The organism is Bacteroides sp. 224 (assembly GCF_010500995.1).
Classification (GTDB): Bacteria; Bacteroidota; Bacteroidia; order Bacteroidales; family Bacteroidaceae; genus Bacteroides.
The window spans coordinates 47205-69039 of the sequence record NZ_QVMK01000008.1 but is presented as its reverse complement, the minus strand read 5'-3'; the positions used below and the strand labels follow the sequence as shown (position 1 = coordinate 69039).

Genomic DNA, 21835 nt, shown 5'->3' with positions numbered 1-21835 from the left:
GTAAATAGAGCTACAAGTTAAAGACAGTAAATTACAATATCCTTAAATAAAAGCTACCAAATACCGACTACTATATTATTACTTCTTTCCTTGAGCAGCCGCAGCAAGACCTCTGGCAGCACGTGTCAACTTAACAACGCATACTACAGCATCTTTTGCATTCAACAGTTCAAGACCTTCATAAGACAGTTCACCTACTTTTACAGTTTTACCAAGTCCTAAATGCGCTACATTTACAACTAATTTTTCAGGAACTTTTTCATAAAGAGCTTTTACTTTAAGCTTACGCATTTGCAGAGTAAGTTTACCCCCTGCTTTTACCCCTTCTGCCAAGCCTTCCATTTGTACCGGAACTTCAATTACAATAGGTTTACCATCAGTGATTTCTAAAAAGTCCACATGAAGAATAGTGTCTTTTACCGGATGAAACTGAATGTCTTGCATAATAGCCTTAACTTCTTTGCCGTCGATATTCAGATTTACCACATAAATATTAGGAGTATAAACCAAATTACGAAGTGCCTCATTAGTTACTGTAAAATGGATATTTTCTTTTCCACCATAAAGTACACAAGGTACACCATTGTTTTTACGGATAGTTTTTAAAGCTTTACTTTGAACAGAAGAACGCTCTGCAATTTCTCTTGCAGTTCCTTTAATTTCAATTGATTTCATTTTTTTAAAATTTTGTGTTACTCTAAATTAAGTATTCCTGCTTAACTCTCCATCACACGATGTCGTATATCATACGATGTTGTAAAAAGCGGTGCAAAATTACGCTTTCTTTTTTTAATATCAAAGTAGTTGACTACTCAAAATCAATATCTATTTTAATTTCTTCATCCAAAACGGCAGGCTCAAGCTCCACTTCAGAAAGCGCTGCTCCCAACTCCTCATTCAAGCTTACCTCCTGATGACGATTTATAAACTCAATGGTTTCTTGAATACCACTCAGAAACTTTTCAAAATCTTCCTTATATAGAAAAATCTTATGCTTCTCAAAACTAACTGAAGAATTTTCTCCTTCACCCGTCACTATTTTTTTGCTTTCAGTGATTGCTAAAAAGAGTTCTTCTTTCCGGTTTTTCTTCACATCTAAATAATAGATGCGCTTCCCCGCTTTTATGGATTTGGAAAACACAATCTCTTTATCGCTTACTTCCATACCATTTTTTTTCTTAAAATCTTCCATAATGTTAGGTCTGTATTGTTGTTGGCTTCAAATTTGGTTATTTTTTTTGAACCACCAAAAGAAAATTTAAAGAGAATCTGTTTTGCATATTAAAAAATGTAATTTGTTTGTGTTTACTCATTAAAAATATCTACTTTTGCAACTTGATATAATAGTATAATTTATAAATATGATCAACAGGGTTCTTATTCGTCTTAAAATCATACAAATAGTGTATGCATACTACCAAAACGGGAGCAAAAATCTAGACTCAGCGGAGAAAGAATTATTCTTCAGTCTCTCGAAAGCCTACGACCTTTACAATTACTTATTAATGTTGATGATTGCACTAACAAGCTATGCACAAAAGCGTATAGACACAGCTAAAGCAAAACTTGCACCATCTAAAGAAGAATTAAATCCCAACAAAAAATTTGTTGAGAATAAGTTTGTAGCACAATTGGAAGTTAATAAACAACTGGTAGATTTTATTGAGAATCAAAAGAAAACGTGGGCAAACAATCAAGATTTCATCAAAGAACTATATGACATGATTGTAGATTCAGACATTTACAAAGAATACATGAAATCTCCCGAATCATCTTATGAATCCGATCGTGAACTCTGGAGGAAATTATATAAAAATTTCATTTATAACAATGAGTCTCTGGACCTACTTTTAGAAGAGCAAAGCCTCTACTGGAATGATGATAAAGAAATTGTTGATACCTTTGTTTTGAAAACAATCAAACGCTTTGAAGAGAAAAAAGGTGCTGAACAACCTTTGCTACCCGAATTCAAAGATGAAGAAGATAAAGAATTTGCGCGTCGCCTATTCCGTCGTGCTGTTCTCAACTCCGACTATTACCGTCATCTTATTGCCGAAAACACCAAAAACTGGGAATTAGACCGTATTGCTTTTATGGATGTAGTCATTATGCAATGTGCTCTTTCCGAAATTCTTAGTTTTCCTAATATCCCGGTAAGTGTTTCACTCAACGAATATGTGGAAATAGCCAAGATATACAGTACAGCTAAAAGCGGAAGTTTTATCAATGGTACACTCGACGGAATTGTTAACCAGCTAAAAAAAGAAGGTAAGTTAGCCAAAAATTGATTTCCAAAACCTAAAAACTCAAAAGCTATAAACTCTAAAAATTAGATTATGAACTTATTATTGGTATTTTTACAAGAAGGGGCAGGAGCTCCGCCAGCCGCAGGTGGTGGAAGTATGATGTGGATTATGTTGATAGCTATGTTTGCTATCATGTATTTCTTTATGATTCGTCCTCAAAACAAAAAACAAAAAGAAATTGCAAACTTTCGCAAATCACTCGAAGTAGGTCAGCAGGTAGTAACTGCAGGCGGAATTCACGGAAAGATAAAAGAACTGAATGATAATTATGTGATTCTTGAAATTGCAGATCACGTAAAAATCAAAATTGATAAAAATTCAATCTTTGCTTCTCCTGAAAATGCTCAGGCTAAATAGTAGGAAGTATAAAAAACAAGCCTATGTTTGATCGTAGGAACATAAAAAATACTTATCTAAAGATATTAAAACGAACGAAAGACTTTCTGCTCAGCAAAAAGAGTAGAGAGTTTTTTGTTTTTCTGTTTTTTTTCTTTGTCTCTGGTGCCTTCTGGCTTCTTCAGACATTAAATGACGATTACGAAACAGAACTATCACTCCCTGTTCGCTTAAAAAATGTGCCGGAAAATGTAATCATAACTACCGAACCACCTGCACAATTACAAATTAGAGTGAAAGATAAAGGAAATGTTTTGATGAACTATATGGTCAGCAAAAATTTCTTTCCAGTCAACCTGGACTTTAAAGATTACCAAGGCTCGGGCAACTATGTAAGAATACAAAGTTCCGACTTTGAGAAAAGAATCCTAAGCCAAATGAATGCTTCTACTCGTTTATTATCGGTAAAACCAGACACACTGGAGTATATCTATTCTACCGGAAAGTCCAAACAAATACCCGTACGAATAAAAGGCAAAGTGACCGCCGGACGAGAATATTATATTTCGGATACTATCTGTAATCCGGATTCTGTATTGGTTTACGGTCCTCCGACTCTTCTTGACACAATAAAGACAGCTTATACTTCCCATTTTGAGATTAACGACATATCAGATACTATAAAACAACAAATCCCTCTTCAAACGATCAAAGGAGCCAAATTTATTCCGGATCAGGTAGAAGTGATCCTACCTGTTGATATGTACACAGAAAAAGTGGTTGAAGTTCCGATAACCGGCGTTGACTTTCCTTCAAATAAAACATTGCGAACTTTCCCATCTAAAGTTAAGGTCACTTTCCAGATAGGCTTAAGCCGGTTTAAAGAGATTGATGCAGACGATTTCACCATCAATGTGTCTTACAACCATTTAATGCATCTTACTACGGAAAAGTATTCCGTCAAACTGACAGATACACCACGAGGGGTAAGTCACATACGAATCACTCCGGAACAGGTTGATTTCTTAATTGAAGAAACAAGTATCGATGACAATTAAAATTGGAATTACAGGCGGTATCGGAAGTGGCAAATCTGTTGTTTCTCGTCTCTTGGAAATCATGGGAATACCGGTATACATTTCTGATGTGGAATCTAAACGACTCACGATTTCAAATCCTCGCATACGCCGGGAACTTATTGCATTGTTAGGTGAAGAAGTCTACAAAGACAACGAATTAAACAAACCTCTTTTGGCATCTTACCTATTTAGCGACCCAGCACATACCCAACAAATCAATCATATTATTCATCCGGAGGTAAGAAAGGATTTTCAGGAGTGGGTTAACCGACATAAACATCATAAAATTGTGGCCATGGAATCTGCCATCCTTATAGAAGCAGGATTTGCCAATGAGGTAGACAAAATTGTGATGATCTATGCTCCATTAGAAATCCGAATAAAACGAGCCGTAAAACGAGACTCAAGCACTTACGAAGAAATAGCTAAACGAATTCGTAATCAAATGGATGATGAGGAAAAAAGAAAGCAGGCTGATTTTTTAATCTGCAATGATGGTTCCACTCCTTTGATTCCTCAAGTGAAAGAGCTTTTAAACAGTTTCTAAATTATTGTTTAAATAAGTCGTTTTTATCTGATTGTCTTTGCAGGTATCAATACTGAATATTACTTTTGCCGCACAATAATTATAAAACTAATTAATTATACTTATGTTAAAGACTATCTTATCTATTTCGGGTAAACCGGGATTGTATAAACTTGTTTCTCAAGGGAAAAACATGCTCATTGTAGAATCTATCAATGCAGATAAAAAACGTATGCCGGCTCATGGAAACGAAAAAATCATTGCTCTTTCAGATATAGCCATGTATACAGATGAAGAAGAAGTACCTTTGAGAAATGTTTTAAACTCTATCAAAACAAAAGAAAACGGGGCAATTGCTTCTATTGATACTAAAAAGGCTTCACCCGAAGAATTTCGCACCTATATGGCAGAGATACTACCCAACTTCGATCGTGACAGAGTATACGTAACAGATATCAAAAAGCTTATTAATTGGTACAACATTCTTATATCTAACGGAATCACAGATTTCGAAGAGCAGAAAGAAGAAGAGGTACAAGAGGCTGAATAAAGCATATTAAATTCATCTCGAATGCAATGAAGGATCTGTGGAAACTACCGTACTACCCACAGATCCTTCATTAGTTTAGAACAATTCTTTATTTCAATTTTGACTTTATCCACTTCAACTGCTCATAACGTGTAGTGAGTGATACCCAATGCTCATTTACAGGAGTAATCAACGCCTCTTTAGGACAAGTTAGCACATTATAAACACCATAACTTGTAGTTGGAGGACACACATTATCATTAAATCCCCAAGTCATAAAAACAGGAACTGAAATACAACGGGCAAAGTTTACTACATCATAATAAGAAAGGGTTTTAATTACTTCGGGAGTCAGTTGTACACCTTTGTATTTACGCCCGAAGTGAGGATAACCACCTGTACATCCTTTCTCTGCATACCCTGCCATATCAGACAATGCCGGATGATTAGCCACACACGCAGTAATGCGTGAATCAAGCCCAGCTAAAATCAACGCTAAAGCTCCTCCCTGGCTTCCACCTTGAGCAATCATATTTTTACCATCCCATTCAGGTAGTGAAGACAAATAATCGATGGCACGCACACAGCCCAAATAGACTTTTTTCATATAATAAGTGTCCCGATCAGTAATTCCATTTGCTAAATAACCATTTTCATGATGATCTCCAAAGGCACGAGAAATGTCTTTATAAGTCTGAGCATCTACCGACGGATCTAATCCATGAATCTCCATATCAAAACGAATACATCCTGATTCCGCATAGAAAATAGTTTTAAGTGGGTTCATGGGCTTCACTCCTGCCCCGGGAGGAGATACCACCACCGGATATTTACCTGCTTTCTTGGGTTTTGTCAAATATCCATAGATATATCTACCGGGTTTATAACATTGCAATTTAACTAAATAACAATCAACCTTATCGGATGAATACTCTTCTACAAATTTAACTTCGGGAGCTGACAGGCATTGCTTCTGTTCTTCAATTGCTTTACTCCAATAATCTTTGAAGTCTTTAGGCATCTGTGTATAAGGCTCAATTTGTTCGGGAGAGAAACCCACCTTAATATGATGTTTATACGTTTGCCCTTTGAGCTTAACACTCATTACGCAGTCGCGAAATCCAGGTTTCTTCATGGTTCCCAATGCTATTTCAGCTTTGCCTCCTTTCAGTGTCACATTTCCTTTGGTGTCCGAATCCAGACAATCCTGACCAATACTGTAATCTATAACCAGATTATCTTGTAAAATACCATATTCGTAAATAGCAACTGTTACAATTGCCTTTTCTCCGGTTTTGTAAATCCAATCAGAATGATTGGGAGTGGTTACCCAAAGTACATTGCTTTGATGAGGATAATTTTCAGCAAAAGCAACTCCCAAAAATAACAGAAAGAATAACGTGATGCAAACGAAATACTTTTTCATTGATACTTTGATTATGATTAATAATGCAAAAATAATCAGTTATTGCATTACCCAAAGTGTATTTTATGATTTAAAAAGAGAATGTGTCAAAAGTCCCAATTAATGATAAAATACGATTTGAACACAGAGACACAAAGGCACAGAGTCTCTCATTCTTAGTGAGTTAAATTCTCTGTGCCTTTGTGTCTCTGTGTTCAAATCATAAATAATATCATTTTGACACACCCTCTCCTTTATCAATTCTTAAACCACAATTTATCTTCTTCAATAGCATCCACAACAATCGGTTTATTCCGATCCACTTCCTGTGCCAACAATTTCTTGGAAAGATCATTCAACAAATAACGCTGTATGGCTCTCTTAACAGGACGTGCACCAAATTCAGGATCATATCCGGCTTGTGCTATAAACTCTATAGCCTGATCTGTCAGCTGGAGGTTTACACCATTATCAGCCAGCATTTTCTGAACTCCTTTAATCTGTAGTAAAACAATCTGCTTAATTTCCTTGTCGGACAAAGGTAAGAACATGATAGTTTCATCAATACGATTCAGGAATTCGGGACGAATTGTCTTCTTCAACATATTCATCACTTCGGCTTTGGTTTCTTCAATAACCGCTTCTTTGTTTTTCTCATTCATCTTAACCATTTGACTTTGAATATAAGAACTGCCCATATTCGAAGTCATGATGATAATGGTATTCTTAAAATTCACGATGCGACCTTTATTGTCAGTCAACCGACCATCATCAAGCACCTGCAACAGGATGTTGAATACATCCGGATGAGCTTTCTCAATCTCATCGAACAGCACCACCGAGTAAGGTTTACGACGAATGGCTTCTGTTAATTGTCCGCCTTCATCATACCCCACATACCCCGGAGGGGCTCCTACCAAGCGAGACACTGAATGTTTTTCCTGATACTCACTCATATCAATACGAGTCATCATTCCTTCATCATCAAATAAGAACTCGGCCAGTGCTTTGGCCAACTCTGTTTTACCTACCCCGGTGGTGCCGAGGAAAATAAAGGAACCGATCGGACGTTTCGGATCTTGCAATCCGGCACGACTACGACGAACCGCATCAGACACTGCTTCGATAGCTTCATCCTGACCTATCACACGTTTATGCAGTTCTTCTTCCAGATGCAGCAATTTATCTTTCTCGCTTTGCAGCATTTTATTTACCGGAATTCCAGTCCAACGAGATACCACATCTGCAATATCTTCTGCATCTACTTCCTCTTTAATCATAGCAGCATCTCCTTGCAATTCATAGAGCTTCTGCTGGGTTTCTTCTATCTCTTTATCGAGTTCCTGAAGTTTACCATAGCGTATTTCGGCTACTTTTCCGTAATCTCCTTCGCGTTCTGCTTTTTCGGCTTCAAACTTAAGATTCTCAATAATTACTTTATTCTGCTGAATCTTATTTACCAGTTCTTTCTCGCTTTGCCATTTCGCTTTCAGCGAGTTTTCCTGTTCTTTTAGTTCCGCGATTTCTCTATTTAGCTGTTGAAGTTTTACTTCATCTTTTTCGCGCTTAATTGCTTCCCGTTCAATTTCTAATTGAGTTACCTTACGGGATATTTCATCGAGTCCTTCCGGTACGGAATCTACTTCCATACGTAACTTGGCTGCGGCTTCATCCATTAAGTCAATGGCTTTATCCGGCAAAAAGCGATCGGCGATATAACGATTACTTAATTCTACAGCTGCAATGATAGCATCATCTTTAATACGTACCTTATGATGAGTTTCATAGCGTTCTTTCAATCCGCGCAAAATAGAAATGGTACTCATGGTATCAGGTTCATTTACTTGTACTGTTTGAAAACGACGTTCAAGTGCTTTGTCTTTCTCAAAATACTTCTGATATTCATCTAAAGTTGTGGCACCAATGGAACGAAGTTCACCACGAGCCAATGCCGGTTTTAAGATATTGGCGGCATCCATAGCCCCTTCTCCTTTACCTGCACCTACCAATGTGTGAATCTCATCAATAAAGAGGATGATATCTCCTTCCGACTTCATGACTTCATTGATTACCGACTTCAAACGTTCTTCAAACTCACCTTTATATTTGGCACCTGCTACCAGTGCTCCCATATCTAAGGAATAAATTTGTTTATTCTTCAGGTTTTCGGGTACGTCTCCTCTTAGAATACGATGTGCTAACCCTTCTACTATAGCAGTCTTACCAGTACCCGGTTCACCTATTAATATAGGGTTATTCTTGGTACGGCGACTTAATATCTGTAATACGCGACGTATTTCTTCATCACGCCCGATAACGGGGTCCAGTTTCCCGCTCCTCGCCGATTCATTCAAATTTATGGCATATTTCGCCAGACTCTGATACGTATCTTCGCCAGACTGGGAAGTTACCTTCTCCCCTTTTCGCAATTCGGTAATGGCTGAACGAAGCTCTTTTTCTGTCATTCCTGCATCTTTCAGTATAGTAGAAACCGTACTTTTAACGGTGAGTAAAGCAAGCAGCAAATGTTCCAAAGCCACATACTCATCGCCCATTTCTTTGGCATATTGATTGGCCTTTTGCAAAACATTGTTTGTGTCTCTACTTAAATAAGGATTACCATCTCCTCCGGATACCTTCGGTAAAGAATCTATTTCTTTATCAAGCACCAAAGCAATTTGGTTACCATTCATTCCTAACTTCTGAAAAATGAAATTGGTTACATTTTCTCCCACCTTCATTACCCCATGTAATAAATGGGCAGTTTCAATAGCTTGTTGCCCATGAGCTTGTACAAGGTTTATTGCCTCTTGTACAGCCTCTTGCGATTTAATTGTAAAGTTATTAAAGTTCATATATCTTTTCTCCTTTTATTTTTTCTTTAATTAAATAACAATCAATAGCATCCAAAAGATTTGCCAAACAATAAATTCTGACAAAATAACAGTAAAAAGAAAGCATCGAAAGACAAAAAGACATATTGTATAGCTGCTCAATAAAAGGAATATTGTATCTTTATTCAGTCAAAACAATAACATATAAACAATGAATCAAAAAGTTCAATTTCCCGAAACAGTAATGCTTATCGATGCTACTTTTCTGAATATGATTATAGCCGATTTCAAGAAGAACTTTGAACAAATGTTGCAACGAACATTAACCGAAATCGACCTGTCAAATTTGGTAACTTATTTAGCTTTTGATGCTTCTCTTCCTACCGAAAGTAATGATATCCAGGTATTACTTGTTCATGATAAAAGCACAAAAAAGATAAATCACTGCTATCCTTCCGACCTACAAAATGAGTTAGACGGAGTTGGATTTCAAAATCATTTAGGAGACTTTTCTTTTGCAAGTGTTTCTCCGGAGGAAATTACATCAAGAGAAGAACTTTATACGGATTTACTAAATATTATTGGAGATTCGATAGATGTAAAAAGAATCATTCTCATTCCTTTTACTGAAGAATACGGAAATGCAGTTTCTACTTTGGTTGAAAATATAAAAGGAAAGAATATCACCTGGTTCAGTATGGATCAGCCTAAAGAAAACACCCATTTTCATTGGGAGATGTTAGCCTATCCCATTATGCAAGCACTGGGCATAAAAGGAGATGAACTAAAATAAACAAGAACAATTAGAGGCTATCTCATTATAGAAATTTGCTATCTTACTGATAACTATAATGGAATAGCCTCAAATATTTTTAGTTTCTACTTTGCTTGTGCTTTTAGCGCTTCAAATATTAGTGTTTCGAGTTCTTCTGCCAATTCCGGATTATCATTTACACAAAGTTTAGCCGCATCTCTACCCTGACCCAATTTAGTATCCTGATAGCTATACCACGAGCCACTTTTCTTGATAATACCAAGATCAGCACCTAAATCGATAATTTCGCCTGAACGCGAAATACCTTCACCAAACATAATATCAAATTCGGCTCTGCGGAAAGGAGGAGCCATTTTATTCTTCACCACCTTTACTTTGGTTTGTTTACCGATTATTTCGTCTCCGTCTTTAAGCTGTTGACCACCACGAATATCCAAACGTACCGAAGCATAGAATTTCAATGCATTACCACCGGTGGTTGTTTCCGGGCTACCAAACATCACTCCGATCTTTTCGCGAAGCTGATTGATAAAGATACAAGTTGTACGGGTTTTGCTTACAGCCGAAGTCAATTTACGTAATGCCTGAGACATCAAACGCGCCTGCAATCCAACTTTATTCTCTCCCATGTCTCCTTCGATCTCGGCTTTGGGAGTCAGAGCAGCCACAGAGTCAACAACAATAATATCAATGGCTGATGATCGTATCAATTGTTCAGTAATTTCCAAAGCTTGTTCTCCGTTATCCGGCTGAGAAATATAAAGTTCATCTACATTTACACCTAATTTAGCAGCATAAAATCTGTCGAAAGCATGCTCTGCATCAATAAAGGCAGCAACTCCTCCCGCTTTTTGAGTTTCTGCAATAGCATGAATAGCTAAGGTTGTTTTACCGGATGATTCAGGTCCATAGATTTCAATGATTCTACCACGAGGATATCCTCCCACGCCCAATGCCGCGTTTAATGTTACAGAGCCTGTAGGAATTACTTCAATTTCTTCCACTACACTCTCTCCCATCTTCATGATAGCACCTTTACCAAAGGATTTTTCTATTTTATCCATGGCAGCTTGCAATGCTTTCAGTTTCTCGCTTACTACCGGTTTATCTGAGTCGAAATTCAGTTCGTCTTTTTTTGCCATAATGTTTTGTTTTAGGAGTTAGAATTTAGGAGTTAGTAGTCAGTAGCTAATAGTCAGGTCAGATAAACACCATTGACTTCTCACTTTTTAATTCTATCTTATAAATTGTTGATTTGTTTACTTCAAAATTTGAGCAGCATGTTCCTTTGTTTTTACTTCTTTGGGTTCGATAATTCGTTCGATCACTCCATTTTCGTCAATTAAAAAGGTGGTACGGAAAGTGCCCATATAAGAACGCCCATACATTTTCTTTTCGCCCCATACGCCAAACCGTTCCACCAGTTTTTTGTCTGTATCGGCAATCAATGTGAATGGCAAATTATTCTTTTCAATAAACTTTAAATGAGATTTTTCATTATCCACACTTACTCCAATAACCTCATAACCTGCTTTACGCAATTCGGCGTAGTTATCTCTAAGGCTACATGCTTGTGCAGTACATCCGGACGTATTATCTTTAGGATAGAAGTATAATACAATCTTTTTTCCTTTATAATCATTTAAGCGAATCTCTTTCCCATGCTCATTGATGCCCAATATTTCGGGAGCTTTGTCTCCTACTTTCATTTGCTCACTATTCACTTAATTCGTTTTTTCCGTCAAAAACTTCATGCCATGGAAGTCCTTGCTTATTTAGCTGATCCATAAACGGATCCGGATTGAATTCTTCTACATTGTATACTCCCGGACGAGCCCATTCACCTTTCAGGAACATCATAGCCCCTATCATCGCCGGTACTCCGGTAGTATAGCTTACCCCCTGCATACCAGTTTCTTTATAAGCAGCTTCATGACTACAATTATTGTAGACATAATAAGTACGTTCTTTTCCGTCTTTTAAGCCGCGGATACAACAACCTATAGATGTTTCTCCTGTATAATTCTCTCCTAAGTCTTGTGGGTTAGGCAATACAGCTTTCAAGAATTGAAGGGGCACAATCTTTTGTCCATTATAATCTACTTCGTCAATACGAGCCATACCAATATTTTGAATAACACGTAAATGAGTCAGGTATTCCTGACCAAACGTCATCCAAAAACGGGCACGTTTAATGGTAGGATAGTTCTTTACCAAGGACTCTAACTCTTCATGGAAAAGTAAATAGGATTCTTTCGGACCTATATTCGGGTAATCAATTGGTCGGTGAATTTCGAGCGGTTCTGTTTCTACCCATTTTCCATTCTCATAATAACGACCTTTCTGAGTAATTTCGCGAATATTGATTTCCGGATTAAAGTTGGTAGCAAAAGCTTTGTGATGATCTCCTGCATTACAATCTATTATATCCAGGTATTGTATTTCGTCAAAATAGTGTTTTGCTGCATAAGATGTAAATACACCGGTTACTCCCGGGTCGAATCCACAACCCAAAATAGCTGTCAGACCAGCTTCTTTGAAGCGCTCCTGGTAGGCCCATTGCCAACTATACTCAAAATGAGCAACATCTTTAGGCTCATAATTGGCTGTATCCAGATAATTAACACCAGCTTGCAAACATGCTTCCATGATAGTTAAATCCTGATATGGAAGAGCCACGTTAATAACAATTTCCGGTTTGAAATCATTAAATAAGGCTACTAATTCTTCCACATTGTCAGCATCTATCTTTGCTGTTTTAATTTTAGGGTTACCTATGGCTTTTACAATATCATCGCATTTAGACTTTGTGCGACTTGCAATCATGATATCAGTAAAAACGTCCGCATTTTGTGCAACTTTATGCGCCACAACGGTTCCTACACCGCCCGCACCAATAATAAGAACTCTACCCATTTAAGTGTACTTTAATTGTTTGATTATTGATATAGATATAACAAAGCAAAGATACAGAAATAATCCGTTCTTCTAACCGGTTCAATAAAATTAATCTGTGATATTATTTAATAAGTGTTCTGAAATAATTCCATCCTCAACAGCAGTCACTATAACTTCCAAATTGAGGATAAACATACAGACTCTTTGGGATGAAGCAGTCAGAGTCTTTGGGTTGTCTTTTTGTGCCACGCCTGTGGCACAAGTGTGCCATGCCTGTGGCACTGCTGTGCCTTGCGCGTGGCACAGTTGTGCCAAGCCTGCGGCAACAATTGGCATGGTTTGGTCGCGGCCCAATGGAAAATTACCAAGACCGTAAAAATGCAGCATACATAGGAATGTATTCCAGCACCGTAGAGGATATGCGCGAATACTACGCCCATGCACAAACAATGGGAGAAAGATGCGATACCCGCTGGCTTACATTAACCAACAGTAACGGAAAAGGTATCAAAATCACTGCAAACGGAACATTCGATTTCTCGGCTCTGCACTACACCGATCAGGAATTGTGGCAGGTAAAGTATGGCCATGATCTTGAAAACATCCGTCGCAATGAAGTGGTGTTGAATCTGGACTGCATACAACGCGGCATCGGAAATGCAAGCTGTGGACCGGGACCTCGCCCCAAATATGAGATAAAGAAAAACAGTACATATCAATATGCTTTCCGCATAGAAGCTATAAAGTAAAAGAACTTTTTCGATATGAAATTTGTTCACTTCATAATCTTATGTACCTTTGCTTTGATAATTATGACTTAAAAGCACAAATTAGATCAGTTTTTTAACTTAAACATAATAAGATAATGATTAAAAGAACATTCTTTACTATATGCGTAGTATGCGCTATAGCTTCTCTATCTTCTTGTCGCTCAGCGAAAGAGGTAGCAACTGTTTCCGATATTAACGGAGAATGGAGTATTGTGGAAATCAATGGTTCGGAAGTGGTACTTTCCGAAGGACAAGAGTATCCGTTTATCGGGTTTGAATCTACTACCGGAAAAGTATATGGTAACAGTGGTTGTAACCGAATTATGGGTTCTTTCGATACAAATGCCAAACCCGGTAGTTTAGATATGGGAGCATTGGCAAGCACTCGTATGATGTGCCCGAACATGACTTTAGAAAACAATGTATTGAATGCACTAAAGAATGTAAAAGGATACAAAAAAATGGGAGAAAACATAGCATTAACCAATAGCAGTAATCGCCCTGTAGTTATATTAACTCATAAAATAGTAGTAAGCAAAACCGCTTCATTGGAAGGCGAATGGAAAATAGTAGAGGTGAACGGCGAGGCTGTTCCTTCTGATCTTGAAAAGAAACCATTCCTCAACTTTGATGTCAACAAAAAAAGAGTTCATGGTAATGCCGGCTGCAATATGATTAATGGTGTTTTTATGACTAAAGAAGATAACCAAACGGCTATTTCTTTCCCTCCAATGGCTGCTACCATGATGGCTTGTCCGGATATGACTCTTGAAAAAAAGATATTGAAAGCACTTACCGAAGTGAAAACATTTGATCTTAATAATAAGAGCGTGGGACTTTATAGTGAGAATGGAACTTTAGTTCTGAAACTGGCTAAGTAAATTCTTTTTTGAACATAGAGACACGAAGACACAGAGATTTTAATTACTCCCACTGAGAGACTCTGTGTCTTTGTGTTCAAATATAAATCTTTTCTAAGAAGGAATATGCACTTCTTCTCCCAAGAAGCGAGGCTTTTTATTGATAACCAAATCCACAAAAACCTTCACCCGGGCAAACCATTCGCGAATACGGGTTTTTATCCCCGTTTTTACTCTGACATCTTTTGCATCAAAGCCAATAGTTTCAATATCGTGCCTACCGGCAATATAAATGGCTCGCTCATTATGAAACCTTTGAGAGATGATGGTAAATTTAGTTTGTCCGAAAACCTGTTTGGCTCTTACCATAGAATCTAATGTTCGAAAGCCGGCATAATCCAGATAGATAACTTCTTCCGGCACGCCACGCTCAATCAATGCGTTTTTCATTTCCAGCGGTTCATTATAATCTTTCTTCCGGTTGTCGCCACTTACAAGGAAGTATTTTACTTTGCCTGCTTTATACAATGCTGCGGCAGCTTCGATTCGATATTTAAAATACAAATTGGTGTTTCCATTACTCAATACCGGAGAGGTACCCAGTAAAAGCCCTACATTATTAAAAGGAATATCCGAGGTATTATCATAACACTTACCGGAAGTACTCAAAGCTATTATAAGGTTACATCCCACAATTAAAGCCAGTAAACAAGGTACAGCTATTATAATCATTTTCCGAAAGAGTTTTCTTTTATTTTTCATTTTAACCTTTATTTCTTACAATAATCCAAACAATAATAGGTACGCCAAATAAAGCCGTTACCGCATTTATTGGTAAAGTACCTTTAGCACCCGGAAGTTGAGATATCAAATCACAAATAAGCATAGTAATTGCACCACATAAAACTGATGCCGGCAAAATAATCCGATGATTGGAAGTACGGAAAAGTCCACGGGCTATATGCGGTATTGTAATTCCGATAAAAGCAATAGGCCCGGTAAAAGCTGTTGAAGTACCTGCTAATAAAGCAGTAGCCAAAATAACAAGTAATCGCAAACGCGAAATTGAAATGCCCAATCCGCCGGCGTAGTTCTTACCCAGCAAAAATACATTCAACTGCTTCTGAAGCATAAAAGCAATAAAAATTCCAAGAAGAATTATTGGTGCCATGATCTTCATATACTCCCAATGTACAGCACTCAGGCTACCGAAAGTCCATGTTACAAAGAGTTTTAATGTATCGGGGTTGCTGACGCTCTGCAAAACACTGACTATTGCCCCGGCAAAGTATCCGAACATCATTCCAAGAATCAGTAAGGAAACAGTTTGCGGCACCCTGATTGATACAATCACCACAAGCATCAAAACGCCAACTGCACCTATAATAGCAGCCAATATCTGCCCCCAACCCGCCATCATCCAGAAAGGAAGAACAGAAGTTCCAAGGGTAAGAAACGCAACCCCCAAGCTTGCTCCGGACGTTACTCCCAACACATCAGGTCCAGCAAGCGGATTGTGGAAAAGTGTTTGCATTAATACACCTGCCACTGAGAGAGCAGCCCCGGTAAGAATGGCTGTAATGGCTTTAGGCAAACGATGATTCAGTATGATTTCTCTATAGATTACATCTTCATTATTACCGGTTAGCACTGCCCAAAAATCCGTCCATGAAAGGTTTATGCTTCCAAAGAGGATATCTGCAACAAATGCTGCTACAAATAAGATAAAAAGCAATATGAAGATGCGTTTCATTTATTTTACTGTTTCAAGCCGGATTTACACGAAAGAGTACAAAGGTAACGGTAATTCCATAAAAGAAAAAGCCTGCCGAACTTTTTATTCAACAGGCTTCTTCATTGTAATACTTGCTTAAAAATCAATTTTCCGGAATAGTAAAGAGATGTTCTTCTTTACCATCGTAGTACCAGTTTTGGTTCTCAACACCACCGGTTATAACCCATCTCTTAAACTTTGGATATGCTTTTAAGAAATTAGTGCGCTCAGTAGCGTGTTTAATTTCAAGAGGAACAGTGATTCCCCACACCAAATTTCTTATACTGCAATAATAGTCTTTACCCAAGATCGGACATTCTGTCCAGGCCGGTACTCCACCTCTTTCATGTATTTCCATGTCATCATTATAAATAAAGACATCCAGTGAACTTAATTCGCCTAAGGTTGGCATATTATTTGGTAAGAAATCAATTACAATCAGAAAATGTTTCAGTTCTGATTTCGGTCGTTTCTTTTCATTAGGCAGTGTATTCAAGAACTGACATCCCACAGGTTTATCATTCACTTCGAGAATCCTAAATGTTGAATCTTTATCCTTATCCGGATCATCACCCAATTTAAACGTGAAATTTCCCTGTGGCTGAAGCCCAATTCTCCACACTTTTTCTCTGGCAACTCCATCTATCCTGAAACAAGGATAATAATTTAATGTACCTCCAAGCGCATTTACCCTCATTTCAAGTACGATTCTTTGTAGTCTTTTCGACTCAATATCTAAGAAGTAGGTACGTTTGTAATTTAGAACTACATCATTAAAGTCATAATCGCCTTCATTGGGGAAAAGATCTTCATACAGCACTGTCGCCCAATCTCCCAAACAAGGGAAATAAATAATGTCGTTCTCATTGCAACCATTACAAGGCTCAATTGTTCGGGTAGCTCTTGTACCTGTTTCAGGTATGGTATAATTAAGCATGCCATTTTCTATTTTCACAGGAACCACTACATCCGAATACTTTAGATAAACCTCGTTAAGATGAGTAGCCAATTTCAAAGAAAATGCATTATCCTTATTCGCAATAGGATGATATATTGCTACCAATCCTTTTTCATCACAAGTTACCGCATTATAAATATAAATCACAGTAGGTACACTCGACTGGATATTGCATGTCACAGTCCTGGTAGTTTTCCAATCAAAGTCGTTGGGGACAATTAAATCGCCAAGATTTTCTTCTTGGTTAGATTTAGGTAAACTCTTATCACTCTCACACGAAGAGAATACTCCCAAAAATACAACTGAAAAAATAAACAAAATCTTCTTCATAAGACGCTATTATTTAAAGTTTATGCTTTCAAATATACAAGTTTTAGTTTACTGTATACAACTTTACTTGTAGATATTTATAGCAATCCGAAGTTATGAATGAAAACTTCCGAAATTCAGAATAAGCGACACAATGTAATATTCTGAAAATTACACCATTTAAATAATGATTAGCATAAATATTTATTAAAAACAGCAATAAATTTCTGTTTATTCATGTAAACATGCTATTTTTGTATTTATTCAAAAAACAAGTACTATACAAAATGATTCTTAGGTTTACCTTTACTGTTATATTTTCATTTATTATCTCCTGTATTACTACAGTAGCCCAAGAATTGGACTCTCCTAAAAACGGAGAAGGAGTTCACTCCTTCCTCCAAAGAAACAAGCGAACAGAACAAAAGCATTATCAGCAATTCTTAAAACTTAATCGTGGTAAGTTTGGAAAAAACAACTCTTTACTATTAGGAGTCAAATACAAATTACCACCACTTAATAGTACTCCAGTTCCTCCGCCAACAACTACTAAAAGCAAGAGGAAAGAGCCGCTCTTTGGCAAAAAATGGGAGGAATACACCATTCAATCCAATAAATTAGCCGGTGCCTGCTTTTATTTAGTCTGCGGACATGGAGGGCCGGATTGTGGTGCCATTGGTAAAGTGGGTAATTTCAAACTTCACGAAGATGAATATGCGTATGATATCACCTTGCGTTTGGCGAGGAATCTGTTAATGGAAGGAGCCACCGTACACATCATTATACAAGATGCTAAAGATGGCATCAGAGACGACAAATATTTAGAGAACAACAAGTCAGAAACATGTATGGGCGATCCGATACCTAAAGAACAATTTCCAAGATTGAAACAACGGTGCGATAAAATAAATAGTATCAGTAGTAAGACCAAATCCAGCTACCAACGTGCTGTTTTTATCCATTTAGACAGTCGAAAGAAATCACAACAAGTAGATGCTTACTTCTACTATTCAACCGGAAACGCTCAAAGTAAAAGGTTGGCAAATACACTCAGAAACAACATTGAAAGTCGATATAAGATACATCAACCTAACAGAGGCTTCTCGGGCACAATAAGCCCCAGAAATTTATATGTATTAAAAAATACAACTCCGGTTTGCGTATTGGCAGAATTGGGTAATATACGAAACAGTGCCGACCAAAAGAGATTTATTATATCCGATAATCGTCAGGCTTTAGCTAATTGGCTTTGCGAAGGACTTATCAAAGATTACGAGAACAATAAGAAAAAGAAATAAAAATGAAGAGGCTTTTGAGACAGCCTCTTCATTTTTATTTCTAAATTATTTCACCGAAAACTTATAAATACAAGTTTGCTTATACACCTCGCCCGGATTTAAACGAGTAGATGTGAAGTTCGGATGATTCGGGCTATCAGGAAACTTTTGCGTTTCAAGTGCAATTGCTTCGCGAAAACGAATTGGCTTACCATATTTACCATTAACCTTTCCATCAAAGAAGTTACCACTATAGAACTGTAAACCAGGTTGATCGGTATATACCTCCATCAATCTACCACTTGCAGGTTCATACAGAGTAGCAGCCAATTCTACGCTGTTGCTTGTTTTACGATCGAGCACCCAGTTATGGTCATATCCCATTCCGTTTTTTAATTGATTATTGTCTGCGTCAATTCGGGCACCGATGGCTGTTGATTTTCTGAAATCAAAAGGAGTGCCATCTACAGCAGTAATCTCTCCTGTTGGAATTAACACGCTATCCACCGGAGTAGTATGCCCGGCATAGATTGTTAATACATGATCGGTAATCGTTCCATTCCCCTCTCCTTTCAAATTAAAGAAAGCATGGTTAGACAAGTTCACAATAGTAGACTTATCTGTTACTGCCTCATACATTATTTTGAATTCGTTCTCGGGAGTCAGAAGATACTCTACATTGATTTTCAGGTTACCCGGAAAGCCATCCGATCCATCGGGAGACAAGCAAGAGAACTTAATGGAATTCGGTTTAACATCCTCTACATCCCAAACAATCATATCAAGACCTTTAAGTCCGCCGTGCAAAGTTTGCCCGTTATTATTGATCGGCAATTGGTATTCCGTACCGTCTAACTCAAACTTTCCTTTGGCTATGCGGTTGGCATAACGACCCACTACGCATCCTAAAAACCTTTCGCCTGTATTATTCAGGTAGCGTTCTATGTTTTCATACCCGATTGCTACATCTTCATACTTACCGTCTTTATCGGGAGCCCATATAGACACCACCCTCAAGCCGAAATTAGTAACTTGAATAGTTAAACCATTCCCCGAATCCAATGTGTAGAGCGATACAGGTTTACCGTCTACTTCTGTTTTAAATGCTTCTTCCTTTAATAAGGTAAATTTTGCTTCTTTCTTTGGAGTACATGCTAATAAAGTGGCTACCGCCAGCATGCAAATCATTTGTTTTGTTTTCATGAATTAATATATTAGTAAGGAGTTAATTGCACCTGTTTTCCATTCAAACATTCTATACTACAAAGCTAAGAATAGATAAAATTTTATCTTGATAAATTCTGTTCAAAAAATATCAATTACCAACCAAACCGCACTTATTTAGGGCGTATGGAGCATCTCAACTTCTTTTTTGACCAACAATTGATGTTTAATGGTTAGAATTTACTATTCATTATATAATGGAATTTGTATTTTTGTTGCACAACAGCCCACTTTGTCAGTGACTAATAACCTTTATATATAAATTCGCCCCATAATGAAGAAAGAACCCATTCTAAAATCGGTCTCATTATTTGCTTTAGCCAGTTTCAGTCTTTTGACTTATGCTCAAAAAGACAGTCGCCCGAACATCATCGTCATATTAGCAGATGACTTAGGTTACTCCGACCTGGGTTGTTATGGAGGAGAAATTAACACTCCTAATCTGGATAAACTTGCCCAGGAGGGTTTAAGGTTTAATAGTTTCTACAATACAAGTAGAAGTTGCCCCACGCGTGCAAGTCTGTTAACCGGTCTTTACCAACACCAGGCAGGAATTGGACGGATGACTTTCGATGAACATAAACCGGGATATCGCGGCACTTTAACATCCAATGCAGTGACCATTGCCGAAGTGATGAAAGAAGCAGGCTACCATACCAGTATGTTAGGTAAATGGCATGTAGCAGAAACACCTTTAAAAACGGATCAACGCAAATGGCTTGCTCATCAGGTATATTATGAAGAATTTGCCGACAAGAAGAACTATCCTACTCATAGAGGTTTCGATGACTTTTATGGCACTATTTATGGTGTGGTAGATTATTTCGATCCTTTCAGTTTGGTGAATGGAGAAACGCCTGTAAAATCGGTACCGGAAGACTATTATATTACGCAGGCACTCTCAGACAGTGCTGTTGTTTATGTAAACAGATATGCAGAATCAGACAAGCCATTCTTTATGTATCTGTCTTATACCGCCCCACATTGGCCTTTGCATGCACTACCGGAAGATATTGCCAAATATGAAAATACGTATAAAGTAGGCTGGGAAGCTATCCGTAATCAACGATATGAAAGAATAAAAGAGCTAAAAATATTCGGAGACAGAGATAATTTCTTAACCCCACGCCAATTCACTGATACCTGGGAAGATAACCCTACTAAAGAGTGGGATGCACGTGCCATGGCCGTTCATGCAGCCATGGTAGATCGTATGGATCAGGGAATCGGTCAACTGATGGAAGCCTTACGTAAAAATAATCAGTTGGATAATACGCTTATTCTATTTTTATCCGACAATGGATGTAGTAATGAAGATTGCCAGAACTATTCTCCAGGCGAAAATGACCGACCGGACATGACCCGATCCGGAGAACAAATTATTTATCCCAGAAAGAAAAAAGTTCTGCCGGGACCTCAGACCTCTTATGCTTCTATTGGTGCGAAATGGGCCAATGTACTGAATACGCCCTTCCGTTTCTGGAAAGCCAAATCAACCGATGGAGGGATATGTACTCCACTGATTGCTCACTGGCCCAAAGGTATTAAGAAAAATATCGGTAAAATAACCGAAGAGAAAGGCCATGTGATGGACATTATGGCTACATGCATAGATCTTGCCAACACCCACTATCCTCAAACTTATAAGGGAAATAAAATCATTCCTTTAGAAGGAAAAAGCCTGGTTCCTATTCTTAAAAAGGGGAAAAGAAAAGGGCATGCATATCTTGGCTTCGAACATTTCAACGAAAAAGCATTGATAGATAAAGACGGATGGAAAATAGTACAACCAGGAGGTCAAAATCAACCCTGGCAACTTTATAATTTGAATGAAGACAGAACAGAGATGCAAGATGTAGCCTCTCTATATCCTGAAAGATTGGCTAAAATGATGAATCAATATGATGAATGGACCCGAAAAGCTTTAGTAGTACCCGCACCCTAATTAACTAATTATTATATTCTTATAACTAAA

General features: G+C 37.7%; 20 protein-coding genes and 1 pseudogene. 10 read left to right on the top strand and 11 right to left on the bottom strand.

The window, feature by feature from the left end; translation table 11 throughout:
- Positions 1-78: 78 nt before the first annotated feature.
- Positions 79-675 carry a 50S ribosomal protein L25/general stress protein Ctc gene (locus D0T60_RS06050; protein WP_163217260.1) on the bottom strand — a complete coding sequence of 199 codons (597 nt, stop codon included), beginning with the start codon at positions 673-675 and terminating at the stop codon, positions 79-81.
- Between the two features lie 133 nt (positions 676-808).
- The gene (locus D0T60_RS06045; RefSeq protein ID WP_163217259.1) at positions 809-1192 is read right to left on the bottom strand and encodes a DUF3276 family protein; all 384 of its coding nucleotides are present in this window, start codon (positions 1190-1192) and stop codon (positions 809-811) included.
- Between the two features lie 169 nt (positions 1193-1361).
- On the opposite strand from D0T60_RS06045, the gene nusB reads away from it, so the two are divergent.
- The 5 genes from nusB (at position 1362) to D0T60_RS06020 (ending at position 4797) form a co-directional block, all read left to right on the top strand.
- Positions 1362-2288 carry a transcription antitermination factor NusB gene (gene nusB / locus D0T60_RS06040; protein ID WP_163217258.1) on the top strand — a complete coding sequence of 309 codons (927 nt, stop codon included), beginning with the start codon at positions 1362-1364 and terminating at the stop codon, positions 2286-2288.
- 48 nt (positions 2289-2336) lie between these two features.
- Complete coding sequence (gene yajC, locus D0T60_RS06035; RefSeq protein ID WP_163217257.1) at positions 2337-2663, top strand: preprotein translocase subunit YajC; 327 nt, start codon at positions 2337-2339, stop codon at positions 2661-2663.
- Positions 2664-2686: 23 nt separating this feature from the next.
- The gene (locus D0T60_RS06030) at positions 2687-3700 is read left to right on the top strand and encodes a CdaR family protein (RefSeq protein WP_163217256.1); all 1014 of its coding nucleotides are present in this window, start codon (positions 2687-2689) and stop codon (positions 3698-3700) included.
- Positions 3690-4268, top strand: a complete 579-nt coding sequence (gene coaE / locus D0T60_RS06025) for a dephospho-CoA kinase (protein ID WP_163217255.1) — start codon at positions 3690-3692, stop codon at positions 4266-4268. Before D0T60_RS06030 ends, coaE begins: the two co-directional genes overlap by 11 nt.
- Positions 4269-4371: 103 nt before the next feature.
- Entirely contained in the window at positions 4372-4797 is a 426-nt protein-coding gene (locus tag D0T60_RS06020) for a DUF5606 domain-containing protein (RefSeq protein ID WP_163217254.1), read from the top strand.
- A gap of 88 nt (positions 4798-4885) precedes the next feature.
- On the opposite strand, the gene D0T60_RS06015 is transcribed toward D0T60_RS06020, so the two are convergent.
- A complete protein-coding gene (locus D0T60_RS06015) occupies positions 4886-6202 on the bottom strand; it encodes an acetylxylan esterase (RefSeq protein ID WP_163217253.1) in 1317 nt (438 codons plus the stop codon).
- Between the two features lie 236 nt (positions 6203-6438).
- Complete coding sequence (gene clpB, locus D0T60_RS06010) at positions 6439-9036, bottom strand: ATP-dependent chaperone ClpB (protein WP_163217252.1); 2598 nt, start codon at positions 9034-9036, stop codon at positions 6439-6441.
- Between the two features lie 190 nt (positions 9037-9226).
- Here clpB and D0T60_RS06005 point away from each other — a divergent pair, with 190 nt between their 5' ends.
- Positions 9227-9808, top strand: a complete 582-nt coding sequence (locus tag D0T60_RS06005) for a DUF6621 family protein (protein WP_163217251.1) — start codon at positions 9227-9229, stop codon at positions 9806-9808.
- Positions 9809-9894: 86 nt separating this feature from the next.
- Here D0T60_RS06005 and recA read toward each other — a convergent pair whose 3' ends face one another.
- From recA to D0T60_RS05990, 3 genes are all read right to left on the bottom strand, one after another.
- Positions 9895-10932, bottom strand: a complete 1038-nt coding sequence (gene recA, locus D0T60_RS06000; protein ID WP_163217250.1) for a recombinase RecA — start codon at positions 10930-10932, stop codon at positions 9895-9897.
- 117 nt (positions 10933-11049) lie between these two features.
- Complete coding sequence (bcp, locus tag D0T60_RS05995) at positions 11050-11499, bottom strand: thioredoxin-dependent thiol peroxidase (protein ID WP_163217274.1); 450 nt, start codon at positions 11497-11499, stop codon at positions 11050-11052.
- A gap of 7 nt (positions 11500-11506) precedes the next feature.
- Positions 11507-12706, bottom strand: a complete 1200-nt coding sequence (locus D0T60_RS05990) for a saccharopine dehydrogenase family protein (protein WP_163217249.1) — start codon at positions 12704-12706, stop codon at positions 11507-11509.
- A 293-nt stretch (positions 12707-12999) separates the two neighbouring features.
- Here D0T60_RS05990 and D0T60_RS05985 point away from each other — a divergent pair.
- A pseudogene (locus D0T60_RS05985) lies at positions 13000-13437 on the top strand (beta-galactosidase); the annotation flags it as partial.
- A gap of 119 nt (positions 13438-13556) precedes the next feature.
- The gene (locus tag D0T60_RS05980) at positions 13557-14339 is read left to right on the top strand and encodes an META domain-containing protein (RefSeq protein ID WP_370524394.1); all 783 of its coding nucleotides are present in this window, start codon (positions 13557-13559) and stop codon (positions 14337-14339) included.
- Between the two features lie 93 nt (positions 14340-14432).
- Here D0T60_RS05980 and D0T60_RS05975 read toward each other — a convergent pair whose 3' ends face one another.
- From D0T60_RS05975 to D0T60_RS05965, 3 genes are all read right to left on the bottom strand, one after another.
- On the bottom strand, positions 14433-15080 hold the full coding sequence (locus D0T60_RS05975; RefSeq protein ID WP_163217246.1) for a vancomycin high temperature exclusion protein: 648 nt from the start codon (positions 15078-15080) through the stop codon (positions 14433-14435).
- 1 nt (position 15081) lies between these two features.
- Positions 15082-16071, bottom strand: a complete 990-nt coding sequence (locus D0T60_RS05970) for an iron ABC transporter permease (protein WP_163217245.1) — start codon at positions 16069-16071, stop codon at positions 15082-15084.
- 124 nt (positions 16072-16195) lie between these two features.
- Entirely contained in the window at positions 16196-17380 is a 1185-nt protein-coding gene (locus D0T60_RS05965) for an LruC domain-containing protein (RefSeq protein ID WP_163217244.1), read from the bottom strand.
- A gap of 266 nt (positions 17381-17646) precedes the next feature.
- Between D0T60_RS05965 and D0T60_RS05960 the strand changes: the two genes are divergently transcribed.
- Positions 17647-18657, top strand: coding sequence for an N-acetylmuramoyl-L-alanine amidase (locus D0T60_RS05960; RefSeq protein WP_163217243.1), 1011 nt, complete (start codon positions 17647-17649; stop codon positions 18655-18657).
- A gap of 45 nt (positions 18658-18702) precedes the next feature.
- Here D0T60_RS05960 and D0T60_RS05955 read toward each other — a convergent pair whose 3' ends face one another.
- Complete coding sequence (locus tag D0T60_RS05955; RefSeq protein WP_163217242.1) at positions 18703-19839, bottom strand: aldose epimerase family protein; 1137 nt, start codon at positions 19837-19839, stop codon at positions 18703-18705.
- A gap of 292 nt (positions 19840-20131) precedes the next feature.
- Here D0T60_RS05955 and D0T60_RS05950 point away from each other — a divergent pair, with 292 nt between their 5' ends.
- Positions 20132-21805 (top strand): arylsulfatase, encoded by a 1674-nt coding sequence (locus D0T60_RS05950; RefSeq protein ID WP_370524393.1) that lies wholly within the window; start codon positions 20132-20134, stop codon positions 21803-21805.
- The last annotated feature ends 30 nt before the right edge of the window (positions 21806-21835 follow it).